Origin of the sequence: Catenulispora yoronensis, from assembly GCF_039531695.1 — a bacterium.
GTDB classification, from domain to species: domain Bacteria; phylum Actinomycetota; class Actinomycetes; order Streptomycetales; family Catenulisporaceae; genus Catenulispora; species Catenulispora yoronensis.
The window spans coordinates 22451-40623 of the sequence record NZ_BAAAQN010000015.1 but is presented as its reverse complement, the minus strand read 5'-3'; the positions used below and the strand labels follow the sequence as shown (position 1 = coordinate 40623).

The window sequence follows — 18173 nt, the reverse complement described above, 5'->3', positions numbered from 1 at the left end:
TTCCGAGATATCGGGATACAGATCGTTTCGGTCTTCGAAAAACCCTGCTTCCCGGCGAAATCACCGCCAGGACCAGGGAACCAGTGATATCAGGCCACGCATACCACTTCACCGTGACAAACGGTAAAGATTCCGTCAGGATGCCGGGCCCAGGCCCGCCAGGCCTCGGCCATGGCCGCCAGTCCCGCCTCGGTCGCGATGCCCTTGGCCACATAGTGCCCGGCGGCCGCCGACTGCACGGTGCGGTCCGCCCACAGACCGCCCCACCAGGCGCGATCGGCCTCGTCGGCGAACACCCAGCACGAGGCGGTGGCGGTGACGTCCTCGGCCTGGAAGCCGGCGGCCAGCGCCCAGCTGCGCAGCCGCCGGCCCGCGTCCGGGTTGGCGTCGTTGGCCCGCGCCAGGTCCATGTACGCGGTCAGCCAGGTGTCCATCGCCGGGTCCTCCGGGAACCAGCGGAAGCCGCCGTAGTCGCTGTCCCGCACCGCGACGACGCCGCCGGGCTTGCAGACCCGCCGCATCTCCTTCAGCGCCAGCACCGGATCGGCGACGTGCTGCAGCACCTGGTGCGCGTGCACCACGTCGAAGGTGTCGTCCGGGAAGTCCAAGGCGTGGACGTCGGCGACCGCGAACCGGACGTTCGCCGTGCCGCGCGCCGCGGCCTCGTCCTGCGCCAGCCGCAGCGCGTCGGCCGTGATCTCCACCGCGGTCACCGTGCCCGGCGCCACCCGCTCGGCCAGGTCCATGGTGATGGTGCCGGGCCCGCAGCCCACGTCCAACACGTTCTGACCGGCGGCCAGACGCGGCAGGAGATACGCCGCCGAGTTCTCCGCCGTGCGCCAGCGGTGCGATCGGAGCACCGATTCGTGATGGCCGTGGGTGTACGTGTTCTGGGGAGTCTCCGGCTGCGTCATGCCGGAGACTCTAGTCAGGTGACCGCTATTCGAGAAGATCTGTATCGATATATGAGACACAAAAGGGAACGCCGCAGGCCGGTGTCAGAGCTCGAACAGCGCTTCCACGATCTGCGCCACCCCGTCCTCGTCATTGCTCGCCGTCACCCCTTTCGCCGCCGCCTTCACGTCGTCGGCGGCGTTCGCCACCGCCCACGAACGCCCGGCCCAGGCCAGCATCGGCACGTCGTTCGGCATGTCCCCGAACGCCACCACCTCCTCGGCCCCGATCCCGCGCGCCGCGCACCACACCGCCAGCGAGGACGCCTTCGTCACCGCCGGCGGCCCCAGCTCCAGCAGCCCCCGGTTGGTGGAATACGTCAGATGCCCCAGCGCCCCCACCGCCGGCAGCGCCTCGGCGAACATCTCCGCGCTGAGCCGCTCCCGGTCGGCCACCACGATCTTCAGCAGCGGCGCCGCGCCCAACGCCCCGGCCAACTCGTCATAGCCCACGACCCGCCGCCCCGGATCGTCCTCGTCCTGGTCGAAGATCGACAGCACGTAGTCCGGCTCCCGCAGCAACCCGCTCGGCGTCTCCAACGCGAACCGCGCCGTCGGCAGCGCCGCGCGTACATCCGCCAGCAGCTTCGGCAACGTCGCCGCGTCGAACGGCCGGAAGTCGTACGCCCGCCCGGCGGCCAAGTCGTAGCAGGCGGCGCCGTTGGAGGCGATGACATGCGGCAGCCGGCTGAAGCACGGCGTGAGCCGGTCCAGCCACCGGATCGGCCGCGCCGTGACGGCTATCACATGCGCACCGCGGTCCATGGCCAGGTCCAGCGCGGCGCGCGTGCGCTCGGACGTGGTGCTGTCGCTGCGCAGCAGGGTGCGGTCCAGATCGGTGGCGATCACTTTGGGAGAGGTCACGTGATCAAGCGTGACACGCGGCGCCGACGGTGAGAACCACGGCGACGACCGGCCGATCGCCGACGATCGGCCGGATGTTCCCCAAGCGGCCACCCCGTGTCGGGCCGACCCGATAACGTGCCCGCGTGATTCAGGATTTCAGACGAGACGCCCTGGCCACCTTCCACGGCCTGCCCGTCTTCGAGTTCGCCGTCGCCGAACCGGAGGACCTGGGGGAGCAGGGCGGCGTCCCGGACGACCTCGAGGCCTGGGCCTTCCGGGTCGGCTCCGGCGACTACGAAGGCCCGGAGGGCCAAGCGGTCTGGCAGCTGTTCCTCTCCTCCGTCGACACCACCCGTATCAAGGCCCTGACCCTCGGCGCCTGGTGCCCCGACGAGGCCGGCACCGGCTGGGACGAGTACCAGGCCGCGCTGATCGCCGCCGCAGACCGCTTCCCGGCCCTGGAAGCGCTGTTCGTCGGCGACATCCCGGTCGAGCTCAGCGAGGTGTCGTGGATCGAACAGGAGGACCCGGGCCCGCTGCTGGCGGCCTTCCCGAACCTCGTCGAGTTCGGCGTCCGCGGCACCGCCGGCGTCCAACCCCTCGTCCACGAACGGCTGCGCGAGCTGACCATCCAGACCGGCGGGCTGCCGCCGCAGAGCGTCCGCAACATCGGCAGCTCCACGCTGCCCGCGCTCACCGGCCTCGACCTGTACCTGGGCACCGTCCACTACGGCGGCGGCGCCACCGCCGAGGACCTGGACGGCGTCCTGTCCGGCGCGGCCTTCCCCCACCTGCGCCACCTCGGCCTGCGCAACGCCGAGGACACCGACAACCTGGCCGCCGCGGTCGCCCACGCCCCGGTCGTCGCGCAGCTGGAGACGCTCGACCTCTCCCTGGGCATGCTCGGCGACGCCGGCGCCGCCGCGCTGCTGGCCGGACAGCCCCTCACCCACCTGCGCCGCCTGGCGCTGCAACACCACTTCCTGTCCGACGAGATGATCTCGCGGCTGTGGGAAGCCCTGCCGACGACGGAGATCGACGTGGACGAACAGCTCACCGAGCGCGGCGGCGACCGCTACATCGCGGTGACCGAATGAGCACCCTGAGCTGGGCGGTCGTCACCGCCGAGACGGACCCGGCGCGCGCGGTGTGGACCGAGGCGGCCCGGGCCGCCGCCGTGGCCGGGCCGCGGTTCGTGGACTGGCGCTCGGTGGCGGCCGGCGAGGCCGGGTTCCACGCCGGCGAGACAGTGTTCTGCGAACGCCTCGCGGGCTGGGCGCCGACGAACCCGGTCGGGGGCCAGCGGGCCCGGCACCGGGAGTTCGCGGCCGCCCTGGACCAGCTGTCCGCCGCCGTCGACAAGGGCGGCGCGGTCCTGGCCGCCGGGGTGGCGCCGATGCTGACGACGCTGGACCGCCTGGAACGCGACCAGTTTCTGCGGCGCGGCGGCATCCCGGTCCTGGAGCGCTCGACCGCCGACAACGTCGGACACAGCATCCTGCGATCGCGTTTCGCCTCGTCCGACGACTGGCTGATCGACGGCTGGCACACCACGCTGTTCGTGCACCGCGCACGCACCGGGTTCGAGGTGTGGCGCAGCCCCGCCGAGACGGTCACGGGCACCGAGCATCTCAAGCAGATCGTCGCCGGTCTCGAAGCCGACACCGTCTACGTCACCGAGACCCTGCACCGGGCCCATCTCGCCGACGACTACCACGACATCCGGTTCGGCCTGGTGGACGGCAAGGTCACGCACGCCGCCGGCGTCCTGCGGGAGCGGATCGTGGGCCCGCGCCAGTGGTACGGCGGCCGCCGTCGCGAGCTCGACGACTTCCTCCGCCGCTTCGGCGCCTCGCGCTGGGAGCGGCTAGTGGCTCTGGCCGAGCGGACCGCCGCCCTGTTCCCCGACCTGCGCCTGCTCGGCGTCGACCTGATCGTCGACAACTCCGAGAAGGAGTTCGTCTTCGACGTCGACCCGTTCGGTGCGGACCTGCCGGGCCGGCGCGGCGAGGCGGGCACCCTCGGCGAGGGGCTCCCGGTCCACGGCGCCGTTCTGCGGGCCTTGTCAGCGTCTTCCTGACCGGTCGGGGGCGGTCGCACCAGGCTGCCGCCCCCGGTCGCCGCCCCCGACCGCCCCCTGTCGTGCCGGGCCGTCGCTGACACCGCTCCGCATCAGGAGGCATACTCTCTGCCATGAAGCAACGTCGCCTCGGCCTGATCGTGCTGGTGGCCGTCGCACTGCTGGCGACGGCCTGCCGCGCCGGTTCCACCGCCAAGAGCAGCAGTGACGGCGGCAGCGGCGGCGCCGGTGGAGGGAGCGGCGGTACGCAGTCCGCGGCCCCGGTGGCCTCCTCGGTCGTCACCCACCACCTCTCCGGCGCCGACGACAGCCCGCACACCAGGTTCCGCGCCGGCAAGGCCGGCACCACTCCCATCCCGTCCGGTTCGGCCGCCAACGGCAAACTCACCGCGCAGCCCTTCGACGGCGTCCCGTCCGCCGGGGCGCTGTTCCTCGGCGTCGGCGGGGTCGCCTCGGCGCACTACTGCACGGCCAGCGTCGTGCACAGCGCCTCCGGCAACCTGATAGCCACCGCCGGCCACTGCGTCCGCAACAAGATCTTCGGCGGCTGGCTGGACCACATCCTGTATGTCCCCGGCTACCACGACGACATAGCGCCGTACGGCGTCTGGGTCGCGACCACGGCGTATGTGGACTCGCGATGGAACGACTCCCAGAGCGAGGACGCCGACATAGCCTTCCTCACCGTCAAGAAGCTCGGCGGAAGCACCCAGACCCTGGAGAGCATCACCGGCGCCTCCACCTTCACCGCCTCGCCCGGCTACACCAACGCCGTCAGCGTCGTGTCCTACCCGCTGACCGCGTCGCGGCCGGTCGGCTGCGCGACCTCCACCACCAAGTTCAGCGCCACCCAGCTGCGGCTGGACTGCTCCGGGCTGCCCGAGGGCGCCAGCGGCAGCCCGTTCCTGGCCTCCGGCAACCGCCTGGTCGGCATCCTGGGCGGCTACCAGCAGGGCGGCAGCAGCGCGGACACCTCCTACAGCATCTACTTCGACGAGCGCATCGCCGCCGTGTTCAAGGCGGCGGCAGGGTCCTGACATGGAGTACCCGGATCATCGGGCCCCGGACTCCACGGTCACGCCCGACACAAAGCTGTCCGAAACCGCCTTCCCGCCACCGGAACCGGACCCGGAACCGCCACCGGAACCGGACCCGGGCCCGCGCCGCGCCCGGGCCGGCCGCGGCCACCTGGACCTGCACGACCTGGAGGTCCCCGAAGTCAGTGTCCTGCCGTTCGCGGTCGGCTCCTTCGACACCATCGGGGATCTGGCGCTGGCCGACTTCCCGCACCGGCACAGCTTCTACGAGATCGTGCTCGTCACCGCCGGCCAGGGCCACCATGTCGTGGACCTGCACCCGTGGCCGGTCACGCCGCCGCATCTGGGCGTCATCGTGCCCGGCCAGATCCACCACTGGGAGCAGGCCGACGGCGTCGAGGGCGTGGTGCTGCTGTTCAACGAGGACTTCCTGCGGCGGCATCCCGACGACGCCGCGGTGCTGCACGTCCTGGGCGCGCTGGCCTGGCTGCGCCCGGACGCCCGCCAGATGGCCGGGCTCACGGCGCTGGCCGCCGAGATGCAGCGCGAGCTGCGCGCCGCCGAGCCCGGCCACGAGAGCGTGCTGCGCGCGTACCTGCACATCCTGATCGTGCGCGCGGCCCGGATCGCCGACGCGCTGGGCCCGGACGCCTCCGCCGCCGACGGGCCGCTCTCGCAGGTGAACGGCATGGTGGACCGCTATCTGCGGCTGATCGCCGCGCCCCGCCAGGCCGGCCGGACCCTGACCTCCTACGCCCGGGAGATCGGGGTGTCCCCGGGCCACCTGCACGAACTGGTGCGGGAGCAGACCGGGCTGACCCCGGGCAAGCTGACCCGGCGGCACCGGGTGCTGGAGGCCAAGCGGCTGCTGGCCGGCACCGACCTGACGGTCCGGCAGGTCTCCGAGCAGAGCGGCTTCGCCGACCCCTCGTATTTCTGCCGCTTCTTCCGCCGCGAGACCGGGCTCACGCCGGGTGAGTTCCGCAGGCGCGCCACAGGAATGCACCACGATCCCATGGTCTAGTCCATTTCCGCGCCCCGGCGGCCCGCCTTAAATTCAGGTCAGGTCGCAGGGCGCGGACCTCCCGGCACACGTCCAGAAACGGCATCCACAAGATGTCAGACCCCTGCCGTCCCCATCCGCCACCGAAGGAGACGCATGTCCACGCACGAGGACCCGGCCCCGGACAGCCCGCAGGCCGAGCCTACCCAGTCCGGGATCACCCGTAAGACCCTGCTGCGGGCCGCCGTCGTGACCGGCTTCGCCGTGCCGCTGCTCGGCACCGGCGCCGCCATGGCCGAGGAGCGCTCGCCCCGCTTCACCACCGCGGCCGGCCCGGGCGGCAGCCCGCTGGCCGTCACCCCCGAGTGCCACGACGGCGACGCCCCGACGATCGCCGAGATCGAGGGCCCGTACTTCGAGCCCGGCTCGCCGCAGACCACCGTGCTCCAGGGCTCCAACAGCGGCACGCACCTGGTGCTGTCCGGTGTGGTCTACGGCCTGTCCTGCGCGCCGATCGCCAACGCGCTGCTGGACTTCTGGCAGGCCGACAGCGGCGGCAACTACGACAACACCGGCTACAAACTGCGCGGCCACCAGTACACCGACAGCCAGGGCCGCTACACCCTGACCACGATCGTGCCGGGCCTGTACCCGGGCCGCACCAAGCACATCCACGTCAAGGTGCAGGCGCCGAACCAGCCGATCCTGACCACCCAGCTGTACTTCCCCGGCGTGTCCCAGAACTCCGGGGACGCGTACTACGACTCGCGGCTGCTGGTGAACCTGTCAGGCTCCAACGCGACGTACGACTTCGTGCTGAACGTCCAGCAGAACCCCGGGCCGCCCAACCCGCCCCCGCCGCCCCCGCCCGGTGGTGGCGGCGGAACGTGGGTGGCCGGCCACACCTACAAGGCCGGTGACGTCGTCACCTACAACGGCTCGACTTATGTCTGCGTCCAAGGGCACACCTCCATGACCGGCTGGGAACCGCCGAACGTGCCCGCATTGTGGCGGCTGCAATAGCTGTCGCGGTCACGCCGCCGCCGGCCTCTTTGTGGGGAGAGGCCGGCGGCCTTACGCGTTCTCAGTCCAGGTGGAACACCTCCGTCAGCGGCACCATCGCCGCGTCGGGCGCCCCGTCCAGTTCCTCGAAATACCGGCCCATCTCGGCCTGCCACCGGGCGTTGACCTCGGTGTCCGCCATCGACGCGCGGGCCCGGTCGAAGTCCTCGGTCTCCACATAGCCGACCAACAGCCCGTCCGGCCGCAGGAACAACGAGTAGTTGCCCCACCCGGCGGCCCGCAACGCGTCGAGCATCCCCGGCCACACCTGCTCGTGCCGCTCCCGATACTCCTCAGCGAGCTCGGCCCGCACCTTCAGCAGGAAGCAGACCCTGGTCATGCGACCCCGATCCCGGCCAGCTGCATGTAGTAGGTGCCGAACTGGTCAGCGGTCAGCACGGTGCCGGTGACCTTCACATATCGTGCGGTCGTCGCGCCGAAGCCGAAGGCGATGCCGCCCGCCCCGGGCCGTGGATACGAGCTCTGCGACACCACGGTGGTCCAGTTCGTCCCATCGGCCGACACCTGGATGGTGAACGCCGACGGGAAGCCCAGACCGGTGTTCGGGGCATCATCGCGCGGATAGAGCGTGACCTGGCTGATCCGCGACGGCCCGCCGAGATCCACTCGCGCCCACTGCGTACTGCCCGCTGTCGAGGACCCGGCGCTGCTCCAGCCCGACGAGCTCCACAGATCGGTGTGGTGCGCCCCGTTGGTGAGGTTGGCCGTCAACCACCCCTCGTTGGGATACTCCACCGAACTCGACGTGGTCGCCGGCCGCCCCAGGGCCAGATCGCCGCCCAACGGCTCGATCTCCGCGAACTGCATGTGGTAGTGGCCGAGTGGATCAGTGCTCAGATTCGTCCCGACCACCTTCACATACCTGGCATTGACGGCCGCGAACGGGAACGTCTGCACACTCGTCGGCTTCGGATACCCGGTCTGTGTACTGACAGTGGTCCAACTCGCGCCATCGACCGACGTCTGAATAGTGAAGTCGATCGGGAAACCCTGCCCCGCATTGGCGCCGTCACTGCGCGGATAGAGGTCGACGCGATCCAGCGACCGGGCCGAACCCAGATCCAGCTGCACCCACTCGCTGTGATTGCTGGTGTAGTTGCCCAGGCTGCTCCACCCGACCGCACTACTCGTCGAGGCCCGCTGCCCGTCAACCGCCGCCCGGATTCCCCAGCCATCACCCTCGTACGAGGTCGACGCCGTAATGGTCGCGGTCTCAGCCGGATCCAACGACGTGGGCTCCACCCGGGCGTTCCAGAAGTTGGCACTGGCCCCACCGGTGACCACCCCGACATCGCCCGCGGTGAACGCCGAGTCGTTGAGGGTCAACACCGGAGCCTGCCCGGTCCCCGAATAGACAGTCAGAGTGCTGCCACGCGCTACCACCCGCAGATGTGTCCGCTGCCCGGAGACGTAGCCAGGCACCGTCGCGCTAGCCAACGTCTTCCCGGCGCGATAGACGAACAGCTGCCCATTGTCCCGCTGCGCCACCAGATAGCCGGAGTCCAGATCCGTGCCATTCATCGACCGCACCATCAACCCGGCCCAGTTGGTACTGCCGCCATTGGCGTTCACGCCGGTGATCTGCAGATCCACACTGGCCGAGACATCGCCGTAGCTATGTCCCCTGACATAGGAGACGTAACCCCAGTTCGCCGACGCGTCCGACTGCGTGTACTCGGCACCACTGGTCGTCCAGGTGCCCTTCGTGTGCGTCCAGAAATGGTCGCCACCACTGAAGTCGTCCGCGAAGGGCATCGCCAGATCCCCACTGGCCGCAGCCAACTCATCGAGCAGCTGCTTGTGACGCCCCTCAACGTCCCACCCCGACGTGTCATAGGTCGTCGGATTGGTGACCAGCGTATCCGCCAGCATCCTTGCCGCCGCCGGCTTGATCGCCGCAAGCTGGTGCAACAACTCGAAGTCCTGCAAACCCGCCGTCTGGGCCTCACTGCGCAGACTGTCGTAGATGTCGTAGGCACCCTTGTTCGGATAGACGATCCAGTGATCGCCGGTCTGCGCGGTGTTGAACGTATCAGCGGCCGGATACGGCGGGTCGAACCCGTCGTGCCAGTAGTTCCAGCCCCAGTGCAGGTACCCGTCCCCGCCGATCTTCCACGTCAACCACGGCAGCAGCCGCGTCTCGTCGAGATAGTTGCTCGTGAATCGGTTCATGTACTGCCCCTGCGGCACGATACACGTGTAAAGCCACAGGTCCTTCCCCCCGATCCGGAAGTTCTGATACAGCGCCACATTGCTGTCGTACACAGACGTAACAGGGGTCTGAGTCGTCAGATGCGCCGAGTCCCCAGTGAACGTCGTCTGCTGCGCCTCATTCGTCCGAGGGCTCGGGAAGTACTTCTCATAGATCGTGTAGAACCAGTTAGCGGCACTGACCTGCTGCGACGTAGTCGGCTCGTCCAAGGCGCTCATGTAAAAGTTGGACGTCCACCCCTTGGCATCCAGATGCGCCTTCAACGCCGGAAAGAACTGGTTCAGCCACCCACTCGTATCCGGACACACCCCCGCCGCCCCCGAATTGGGCTGACACAGCACATGCTTCACCGCACCACTGACCCCGTTGACAGGAACCAACGTGTCCACCTGCGGCGCCGAAGCAGGACCCTCCACCAGCGTCGGGGTGTAGATGTACTGCATCGCCCCCGCACTGACGAACAGATTCACGAACCGATCGAACGTGCTCCAGTCGAACGTATAGTGCCCCGAGGCATCCACCACCGTCCCCGGTATGGCCAACGCCTCCGCATCGGCATAGATCACATTGTTCCGATGCCGCGCCATATTCGCCGCGATGTTCGCCTCAACGGTCCACCAGTTGGCGTCATACATCTGCACGCCGTACTCATTCGGAATGGCGGCCTCAGTACCCTCATAGTCCCACCCCGCCGACGTGAACCAGTTGTTCATCTTGAACGTGGCCTGCGACGTAGGCGGAATAGTGGCCCCGTAAACAGTCACCGTAACCGGCACCACAACGTTGCCCAGACTACTGTTCACCGTCGCAATACCCGTATAAACACCAGGCGCCTGCCCCGCCGGCACATGCACCTCGTAGTAACTGGCGAACGTCGTGTTGGCAGCCACCACCTGCGGACTGTTGTCCATCAACGCGTCATAGTACGCATTCCCCCCATCAGGCGGATTCTGGACATTCCCCACCTTCTGAATATTCGGATGACTGTACTCATACCGCGTACTGATATCCCCCACCCCGATACTCGCCCCACCAGGCCCACTCAACACCCCCGCCGTCACCGAAACCCCCACCTGCCCCACCCCGGCCCGCACCAACACCTGCGCAGCCTCAAAATCATTGCGCGCCGCGAACAACCCAATCCCCACCGGCGCCCCACCCCCCACCACACTCCCCGCAAAGGGCCGATCAGCCGCATCCAATATCCACACAGTGGGACCACCAGCAGCACCAGCCGCAGGCACCCGCAAGGCGACCAGCGACAACGCCGCCACCGCCAGACTCACCAAGAGACGCAAAAACACACTGGAACGTAGGCGCATGGGCAGACTCCGGACCCTGAGAGAGGAAGATGCCGGGACTTTGAATCGTTTCACCAACGAATCGCGGGGGACACTAACCGCACGAGACGACCGCGTCAACGCTCCACCCCACCCCACCCAAAACCCAACCAACCAAAGGCTTTCCTGCCGCCCCAGAGTCCACCCCACGACAACCCACGACCGACCACCAGCATTGAATCGATAAACTCGCAGCCCATGACGACCGCAACCAGGACCAGGGATCATCGGCTAGCTACCAGCTACCGGCCAGCAGCCGATCGCCGCTGACCACGAACTGCGGACCGCTGAACACCCACCACCGGCCGCCGGCCACTGACCGCCCACCGACCACCGACTACCGACTACCGACCCACTGCCCGACTGCGGACTGCCGGCCCACCGCCAGCTGCGGACTGCCGATCCACTGCCCGACTGCGGACTGCCGACCACTGCGGACTGCTGACTGCCGGCCCACTGCCGACCATCGACCACCGCAGATTTCCAGCAGCCGCCGACTGCGGACTGCCAGCCACGGCCATCAGCTACTGGCCGCCAAGCACGGCCTATGGGCTACTGGCCAAGGGCTAATCGCTAATCGCTAATCGCTAATCGCTAATCGCTACGAACTGTCTGTCGACCGCCAGCCACAAACCATGGCCCACCCACCACCAACCGTCGAGACCCGAACCGCCAGCCGAAATCCCTACACGCCACCTCGGGCCACGAGACTGTCAGCCCTCTCCCGAGGTTTTGGTTCGTTCCCCTCGGTCACGTCGGCAGGGCTTTGCCTACAGTGCCGCCGACCGGGTGTCCAGTCCATGCAAGCGCAACCGCAGCCCAACAGCTCTCACCGCAACGGCATGGACTTGACACCCGGGCGGCGGCACTGTACCCGTAGGGCTGCCGACGTGACCGAGGGGAACGAACCCCCACCTCACCAACCGCCGCCGCAGGCACCCAACGGCACCCCCCTATGGAGCAGCGCCAGTTCCCCGAGGGATCCGAGGCCCTCGCCGGAGGCGCCTGCTTTACCCAGCTTTTGACTTTAACCAGCTCTCAACTGGCTCTTAACCGCCTCAACTACCTCAACTGCCTTATAGCCAACTCACAATTAACCGTCCCTCACCCCCCACTCCCATCCTCACCCCCCCACCCCCCTCACCCCGTCACAGCAAGCGCAAACGGCAAAACACCCCCCACCCCAGCCTGCCGCAACAACCGCGCAGCAACAGTCATAGTCCAACCAGTGTCAACAAAGTCATCAACCACCAAAACCGGCCCCTGATTCGCACCGATAGCAACAGCCAGATCATCCCCAATAACAAACGCCTCATACACCTGCCGCAGCCGCTGCGCACTATTCCCCCGCGGCGCCTGACGCTGCTCGCTGACCACCGGCTCGACAACGCCGAGATAGTCCAGCCGGCCAATAGCAGCAATGCGATGAGCAGTATCGGCGATCAGCCTCGGCCGAGTATGCGAGCCGATCGACACCACAGCAGTAGGTCTCTGCTCCCAGCCCCAGTTCGCCAGCACCTTCACGATCCCATCAAGCATCGGCGCAGGCAGCGGCTGATCAGGCGCCCCATCGGCCAGCAACTCGCGCAGCCGATTCCCCCACCCCAAATCGGTGAGCCGCCCCAGCGCCCGACCAGTCTCGGCGCTCTCTCCGGCCGGAATCTTGCCAGTCAGCGACACGCCCAGCGCCGACATCCCCGTAGGCCACAGTTTGCGCGGTGCAATCTCCACCCCAGGCTTCGCCAGCGCTGCCCGCGCCGCCTCCGCACCCTCACCAGACACCGCAGCGGTGAACTTCGCCCCCGCACAGTTGTCGCAACGTCCACAGGGCCCTTGAATAGCCGGGTCATCCAGTTGCCGGCGCAGGAAGACCATGCGGCACTCATCAGTAGTCTCGTACTCCAGCATCGCGCGCTGCTCAGTCTCACGAGCAGCAGCCACGCGCGCGTAACGGTCGCCGTCGTAGTCCCACGGCTGACCCGTCGACTCCCAACCGCCCTTCACACGACGCACCGCGCCGTCAACATCGAGGACCTTCAGCATCGTCTCCAACCGGGAGCGCCGCAGGTCCACCCTCGGCTCCAACGCGGCCGTCGACAACGGCCGACCAGCAGCGGCGAGCGCATCCAGGGTCTGACGAACCTGCTCCTCACCCGGGAAGGCCAGCGAGGCGAAGTACTTCCAGATCGCCCGATCCTCCTGACCGGGCAACAACAACACCTCAGCATGGTCCACACCACGCCCGGCGCGCCCAACCTGCTGGTAGTACGCGATCGGCGAGTTCGGCGCACCGAGATGCACCACGAACCCTAGATCCGGCTTGTCAAAGCCCATCCCCAGCGCCGAGGTAGCAACCAGCGCCTTAATCCGATTCCCAAGCAGATCCGCCTCAGCCTGCCGCCGCTCCGCGTCCTCAGTGCGACCCGAGTACGACGCCACCTCGAACCCCCACGACCGCAAGAACGTCGCGACCTCCTCAGTAGCCGCGACCGTCAAGGTATAGATAATCCCCGACCCCGGCAGCTTAGGCAGCTGCTCAGCCAAAAACGCGAACCGCTCCTCCGGGCTGCCCAACCGCACCACATGCAGCGAAAGACTCTCCCGATCCAACGTCCCCCGCAACACCAGCGTGTCCGCACCGCCATCGGTCCCCAACTGCTCAGCAACATCAGCAACAACCCGGGCATTCGCCGTCGCAGTAGTAGCCAACACCGGCACCCCCGGCGCCAAATCCGCCAAAAACGTCCGGATCCTCCGATAATCCGGCCGGAAATCGTGTCCCCAATCACTCACCGTATGAGCCTCATCCACCACCAACAACCCCACCTCAGCAGCCAACTTCGGCAACACTTCATCCCGGAAATCAGGATTGTTCAACCGCTCGGGCGAGATCAACAACACATCCACCTCCCCGCCCGCGACCTCTCCCTGAATCTCCTCCCACTCATGCAAATTCGCCGAATTGATCGTCCGAGCCCGAATTCCGGCCCGCTCCGCCGCCTCAATCTGGTTCCGCATCAACGCCAACAACGGCGACACGATCACCGTCGGCCCAGCGCCACGCCTCCGCAGCAACGCGGTCGCCACGAAATACACCGCCGACTTCCCCCACCCCGTCCGCTGCACGACCAGCGCCCGCCGCTTCTCGACCACCAGCGCACGGATCGCGGTCCACTGATCCTCACGCAGCCGTGCCGAGTCGCCTGCCAAGCGACGCAGCAGGGCTTCAGCCTCATCGCGAAGATCTCCGCCCACACCAGCCACTCCACCCACACCACTCACATCAACCACTCCACCCCTACCGCCGTCGCCGCCGTCGCCATCGCTACCGTCGCCGCCACCATCACCATCGCCACCACCATCCCGAGAATTACTCATGCCATCTTTTGTACAGGTTCCAACATCCCCAACAACGTCACACTCAACAAATCAGCAGCCTCCTCCACCCCCAACCGCCCCGCATCAGCCTCCACCACCGCCGCATGCGCCAGCGCATACACCGTCGCCATGACCCACCCCAACGGCAGATCCGTCCGAAACTCCCCACCCTCCCGCCCCCGCACCACCACAGCCTCGATCCGCGCGAACACCTGATCGTGCAACGCCCGCACCCGCTGCGGCCCCAAGTACCGCATCCCCGCCTCGAACAACCCCCGATACCGCCCCAGGATCCACGGCGCGTGCAGCAGCCGCTCCACCGCCGACGCCGCGGTCCCGGACTCGACGTCCAACTCGTCGAACATCACTTCCGCCTCGGCCAACGACCGCGTCAACAACGCCCCGACGATCGCCTCCATCGAGTCGAAGTGCCCGTACACCGTCACCCGCCCCACCCCGGCAGCCTTCGCGACCTGCGTGACCGTGGCCTCCGGCCCGTCAGCGAAGCACCGCAGCGCGGCATCCAGGATCGCGGTGATGGTGCGCTCGGCGTCGGCGCGTTTCACGATCTTCTCGGCCATGGCCTCAGCGTAATCTCCACCACCCCCACCGCCCTCTCACCGCTCTCGCCCTGCCTTCAGCGCCTGAACCCACCGCAACCACCGCCTGAACCACCGCCTGGCCCACCGTCTGACCTCACCGCCTGAACCACCGCCTGAACTCAGTGCATGAACACGGCCCCCGCCCCCGTCCCCACCTCCACCCGCCCCGCCGGCAACCCCCGCAAAACCCCGACCCCCGCCACCACCGCAACCCCCACCATCACCCCAAAAGCCGTATGAAACCCACCCACCCCACCACCCGCCGGCCCAATACTCGCCGCCGCCAAAATCGACGCCACCGCGACCCCCAACGCCGACCCCAGCTCATGCCCGGTGTTCACCACCCCCGACACCACCCCCGCCGTAGCCTCCTCGCCCCCGACCCGATGCATCGCCACCGTCGTCGCCGTCACCAGCACCATCCCGATCCCCGCACTCAGCACCACGAACCCGGGCAGCACCCCCACCACCGCGTTCCCCGACGCCGGAACCCGCGTCAACAGCCCTGCCCCCAGCGCCGCCAACGCGAATCCAACCGCCGCCGTCCCCCGGAACCCCAACCGCGCACCCACACCCGCACTTGCCCCCGCACCCGCACCCCCGATCATGCGCGACGCCCCATGCGCCCCCAGCCCCGTAGCCACCGCCACCGGCACATACACCAGCCCAGTCTTCAACGCCGAGTACCCCGCGCGATGCTGCAAATACCACGACACCAAAAAGAACCCCGTAATCAGCACCACCGTCGCAGCGAACATCACCACCGTCCCCGCCACCACCGACCGCTCCAACACCACCCCCGGCCGCAGCAACGGATCGACCGCCCGCCGCTCCACCGCAACCAGCACCCCCACCCCGATCACCGCGCCGCCCAACGGAACGAGCGTCCACATCGTCGCCCACCCATCACTCCCGGCATGAATCAGCCCGTACACCACCAACCCCACCGTCGTAGTCGCGGCCAGCGCCCCCGGCACGTCGACGTCCCGCAGCACCCGCGCCGGCAACGACGCCGGAACCAATCGCGGCAGCAACACCGCCACCGCCACCCCGACCGGCAGGTTCACGAAGAACACCCATCGCCACCCCGGCCCCGACGTCAACGCCCCGCCGACCAGCACACCGACCGCCGCGCCGCCGCCGGCGATCGCGCCCCAGACGCCAAGCGCCTTCGTGCGTTCCGGCCCATGGAACGACGTCGTAATGATCGACAGCGCAGCGGGGGACAGCAGCGCCGCAGCCACCCCCTGCACAGCCCGCCCGGCGATCAGCTGCCCTCCGGAATGCGCCACACCCGAAATCAGCGACGCGAGAGTGAACGCAGCCAGGCCGATCAAGAACGCGCGGCGCCGCCCCAAGCCATCCGCCAGCCGGCCGCCGAGCAGCAGCAGCCCGCCGAAGCAGAGCGTGTAGGCGGCCGCGACCCAGGTCAGGCCGGCGCGGCCGAGGTCCAGGTCGCGGGCGATCGACGGCAGCGCGAGGTTCATTCCGGTGACGTCGACGATCAACATGAACTGGGCCAGGCACAGCAGTGCCAAGGCTGCCCAGCGGTGGTGGAGCCGGTCCATGATGCTTCCCCTCCAACAATTAACTCAAACAACACTGTATGAGTTAACCGTCGCACCTCTCCACCCGCCAAGTCAAACATCGATGTTTGATTTACTGCACCGCTCCCGCACTGCCCCCAACTGCTCGGCCGACCGGCGAGCCCGTAATGACGCGGCCGGTGCCAGCACACGGACGATAGGCTTAGGAGATCCCCCGGTGACTGAGCGACCCGGGCCGAGTGACGAGGAAACCCATGGCCAAGGCACTGTCGGAGATCCTGGCGGATGACGTCCGCGCCGCGCTGATCGCGGTGCTGGGCGACGCGGCGCGCGGCGCCGACCCGCTGATCCGACCCTCCGACCACGCCGACTTCCAGGCCAACGCCGTGCTGCCGCTGGCGAAGGCGGTCAAGGGCAACCCGCGCGAGCTGGCAACCCGAGTTGCCGCCGCCCTGGTGCCCGCCGCCGACTCGGACGCCGCCGACGCGCACGCCGCGACCACCGCGGCCCCCACCCCCATCATCGCCGCCGTAGAAGTAGCCGGCCCCGGCTTCCTCAACCTCACCCTCCGCGACTCCGCCCTCGCCGCCCAGACCGCCGAGCGCCTCGGCGACCCGCGCCTGGGCGTCCCCCCGACCGCCCTCGGCCGGACCACCGTCATCGACTACTCCCAGCCCAACATCGCCAAGGAGATGCACGTCGGCCACCTGCGCTCGACCGTCATCGGCGACGCGCTGGTCCGCCTGCTGGAGTTCGACGGCCGTACCGTCGTCCGCCAGAACCACCTCGGCGACTGGGGCACCCAGTTCGGCATGCTGATCCAGTACCTGGTCGAGCACCCTGGCGCGCGCCCGGCCGAGGCCGAGCACTCCGGCGAGGTCGCCATCTCCTGGCTCACCACCCTCTACCGCGACGCCCGCGCCGAGTTCGAGGCCGACGCCGAGTTCGCCGACCGCGCCCGCAAGCGCGTCGTCACCCTCCAGGGCGGCGACGCGGAGTCGCTGGCGGCGTGGGAGGAGATGGTCGCCGAGTCCAAGCGCTACTTCGAGGACGTCTACGCCCGCCTCGACGTGCGCCTGGTCGACGCCGACGCGGTCGGCGAGAGCTTCTACAACCCCTACCTCGCCGAGGTCGCCGCCGATCTGGAGCAGCGCGGCGTGGCCGTGCGCAGCAACGGCGCGCTGTGCGTGTTCTTCGACGACGTCAAGGGCCCCGACGGCGAGCCGGTCCCGCTGATCGTCCAGAAAAGCGACGGCGGCTTCGGCTACGCCGCCACCGACCTGGCCGCGATCCGCTACCGCGTCGACACCCTGAAGGCCGACCAGATCCTCTACGTCGTCGACAGCCGCCAGGCGCTGCACTTCCGCATGGTCTTCGAGACCGCCCGCCGCGCCGGCTACCTGCCCGACGAGGTCGAGGCCGTGCACGTGCAGTTCGGCTCGGTGCTGGGCAAGGACGGCAAGCCGTTCAAGACCCGCGCCGGCCAGACCGTGCGGCTGATCGAGCTGCTGGACAGCGCCGTCGACCACGCCGTGGCCACCGTCGAGGAGAAGAACCCGGAGCTGGACGCCGAGCACGCGCGGGCCGAGGCCAAGGTGGTCGGCATCGGCGCGGTCAAGTACGCCGACCTGTCGACATCGCGGACCAAGGACTACATCTTCGACCTCGACCGCATGGTGTCGCTGCACGGCAACACCAGCGTCTACCTGCAGTACGCGCACGCGCGGATCCACTCGATCCTGCGCAAGCTGCCGGCCGGCACCGTCTCCCGCGTGCACGCCGAGCTGGCGCTGGAGCCCGCCGAGCGGCGGCTGGCCCTGCACCTGGACGAGTTCGGCGCGACGCTGGCGACGGTGTCCGCCGAGTTCGAGCCGCACCGCCTGGCCTCGTACCTCTACACGCTGGCGCAGGCCTTCTCGGACTTCTACGAGAACTGCCCGGTCGTGAAGGCGCCGAGCGACGAGGTGCGCGAGAACCGGGCCGCGCTGGTACGGCTCACCGCCGACACGCTGAAGCTGGGGCTGGAACTGCTCGGGATCAGCGCGCCGGAGCAGCTCTGACCTCCTAGCCCAAAGCTCTGATTCCTAGACTC

13 protein-coding genes are annotated in these 18173 nt (G+C 68.4%); 6 read left to right on the top strand and 7 right to left on the bottom strand.

The features are described from left to right. Positions 1-89 precede the first annotated feature (89 nt). Both ABD481_RS15050 and ABD481_RS15045 read right to left on the bottom strand, forming a co-directional pair. Entirely contained in the window at positions 90-914 is an 825-nt protein-coding gene (locus ABD481_RS15050) for a methyltransferase domain-containing protein (protein WP_344666261.1), read from the bottom strand. Positions 915-998: 84 nt separating this feature from the next. Then, a complete protein-coding gene (locus ABD481_RS15045; RefSeq protein ID WP_344666260.1) occupies positions 999-1817 on the bottom strand; it encodes an HAD family hydrolase in 819 nt (272 codons plus the stop codon). A 125-nt stretch (positions 1818-1942) separates the two neighbouring features. On the opposite strand from ABD481_RS15045, the gene ABD481_RS15040 reads away from it, so the two are divergent. The 5 genes from ABD481_RS15040 to ABD481_RS15020 all read left to right on the top strand — a co-directional run bounded on the left by ABD481_RS15040 (position 1943) and on the right by ABD481_RS15020 (position 6942). Then, the gene (locus ABD481_RS15040; RefSeq protein ID WP_344666259.1) at positions 1943-2896 is read left to right on the top strand and encodes an STM4015 family protein; all 954 of its coding nucleotides are present in this window, start codon (positions 1943-1945) and stop codon (positions 2894-2896) included. Then, positions 2893-3879: a hypothetical protein gene (locus ABD481_RS15035; RefSeq protein ID WP_344666258.1), complete on the top strand. Its 987-nt coding sequence runs from the start codon at positions 2893-2895 to the stop codon at positions 3877-3879. Before ABD481_RS15040 ends, ABD481_RS15035 begins: the two co-directional genes overlap by 4 nt. Positions 3880-3992: 113 nt before the next feature. After that, positions 3993-4916: a trypsin-like serine peptidase gene (locus tag ABD481_RS15030; RefSeq protein WP_344666257.1), complete on the top strand. Its 924-nt coding sequence runs from the start codon at positions 3993-3995 to the stop codon at positions 4914-4916. Position 4917: 1 nt separating this feature from the next. Beyond that, a complete protein-coding gene (locus ABD481_RS15025) occupies positions 4918-5940 on the top strand; it encodes a helix-turn-helix transcriptional regulator (protein WP_344666256.1) in 1023 nt (340 codons plus the stop codon). Between the two features lie 135 nt (positions 5941-6075). Beyond that, positions 6076-6942, top strand: a complete 867-nt coding sequence (locus tag ABD481_RS15020) for a dioxygenase family protein (RefSeq protein WP_344666255.1) — start codon at positions 6076-6078, stop codon at positions 6940-6942. 61 nt (positions 6943-7003) lie between these two features. On the opposite strand, the gene ABD481_RS15015 is transcribed toward ABD481_RS15020, so the two are convergent. The 5 genes from ABD481_RS15015 to ABD481_RS14995 all read right to left on the bottom strand — a co-directional run bounded on the left by ABD481_RS15015 (position 7004) and on the right by ABD481_RS14995 (position 16102). After that, positions 7004-7321 carry an L-rhamnose mutarotase gene (locus tag ABD481_RS15015; RefSeq protein ID WP_344666254.1) on the bottom strand — a complete coding sequence of 106 codons (318 nt, stop codon included), beginning with the start codon at positions 7319-7321 and terminating at the stop codon, positions 7004-7006. Beyond that, positions 7318-10500, bottom strand: coding sequence for a discoidin domain-containing protein (locus ABD481_RS15010; RefSeq protein ID WP_344666253.1), 3183 nt, complete (start codon positions 10498-10500; stop codon positions 7318-7320). The genes ABD481_RS15015 and ABD481_RS15010 overlap by 4 nt, the downstream gene beginning before the upstream one ends. Before the next feature lie 1194 nt (positions 10501-11694). Continuing rightward, positions 11695-13932 carry a RecQ family ATP-dependent DNA helicase gene (locus tag ABD481_RS15005; RefSeq protein ID WP_344666252.1) on the bottom strand — a complete coding sequence of 746 codons (2238 nt, stop codon included), beginning with the start codon at positions 13930-13932 and terminating at the stop codon, positions 11695-11697. After that, the gene (locus ABD481_RS15000) at positions 13929-14513 is read right to left on the bottom strand and encodes a TetR/AcrR family transcriptional regulator (RefSeq protein ID WP_344666251.1); all 585 of its coding nucleotides are present in this window, start codon (positions 14511-14513) and stop codon (positions 13929-13931) included. Before ABD481_RS15000 ends, ABD481_RS15005 begins: the two co-directional genes overlap by 4 nt. Before the next feature lie 140 nt (positions 14514-14653). After that, positions 14654-16102 carry an MFS transporter gene (locus ABD481_RS14995; protein WP_344666250.1) on the bottom strand — a complete coding sequence of 483 codons (1449 nt, stop codon included), beginning with the start codon at positions 16100-16102 and terminating at the stop codon, positions 14654-14656. Positions 16103-16335: 233 nt separating this feature from the next. Here ABD481_RS14995 and argS point away from each other — a divergent pair, with 233 nt between their 5' ends. Further along, the gene (argS, locus tag ABD481_RS14990; RefSeq protein ID WP_344666249.1) at positions 16336-18141 is read left to right on the top strand and encodes an arginine--tRNA ligase; all 1806 of its coding nucleotides are present in this window, start codon (positions 16336-16338) and stop codon (positions 18139-18141) included. Positions 18142-18173 lie beyond the last annotated feature (32 nt).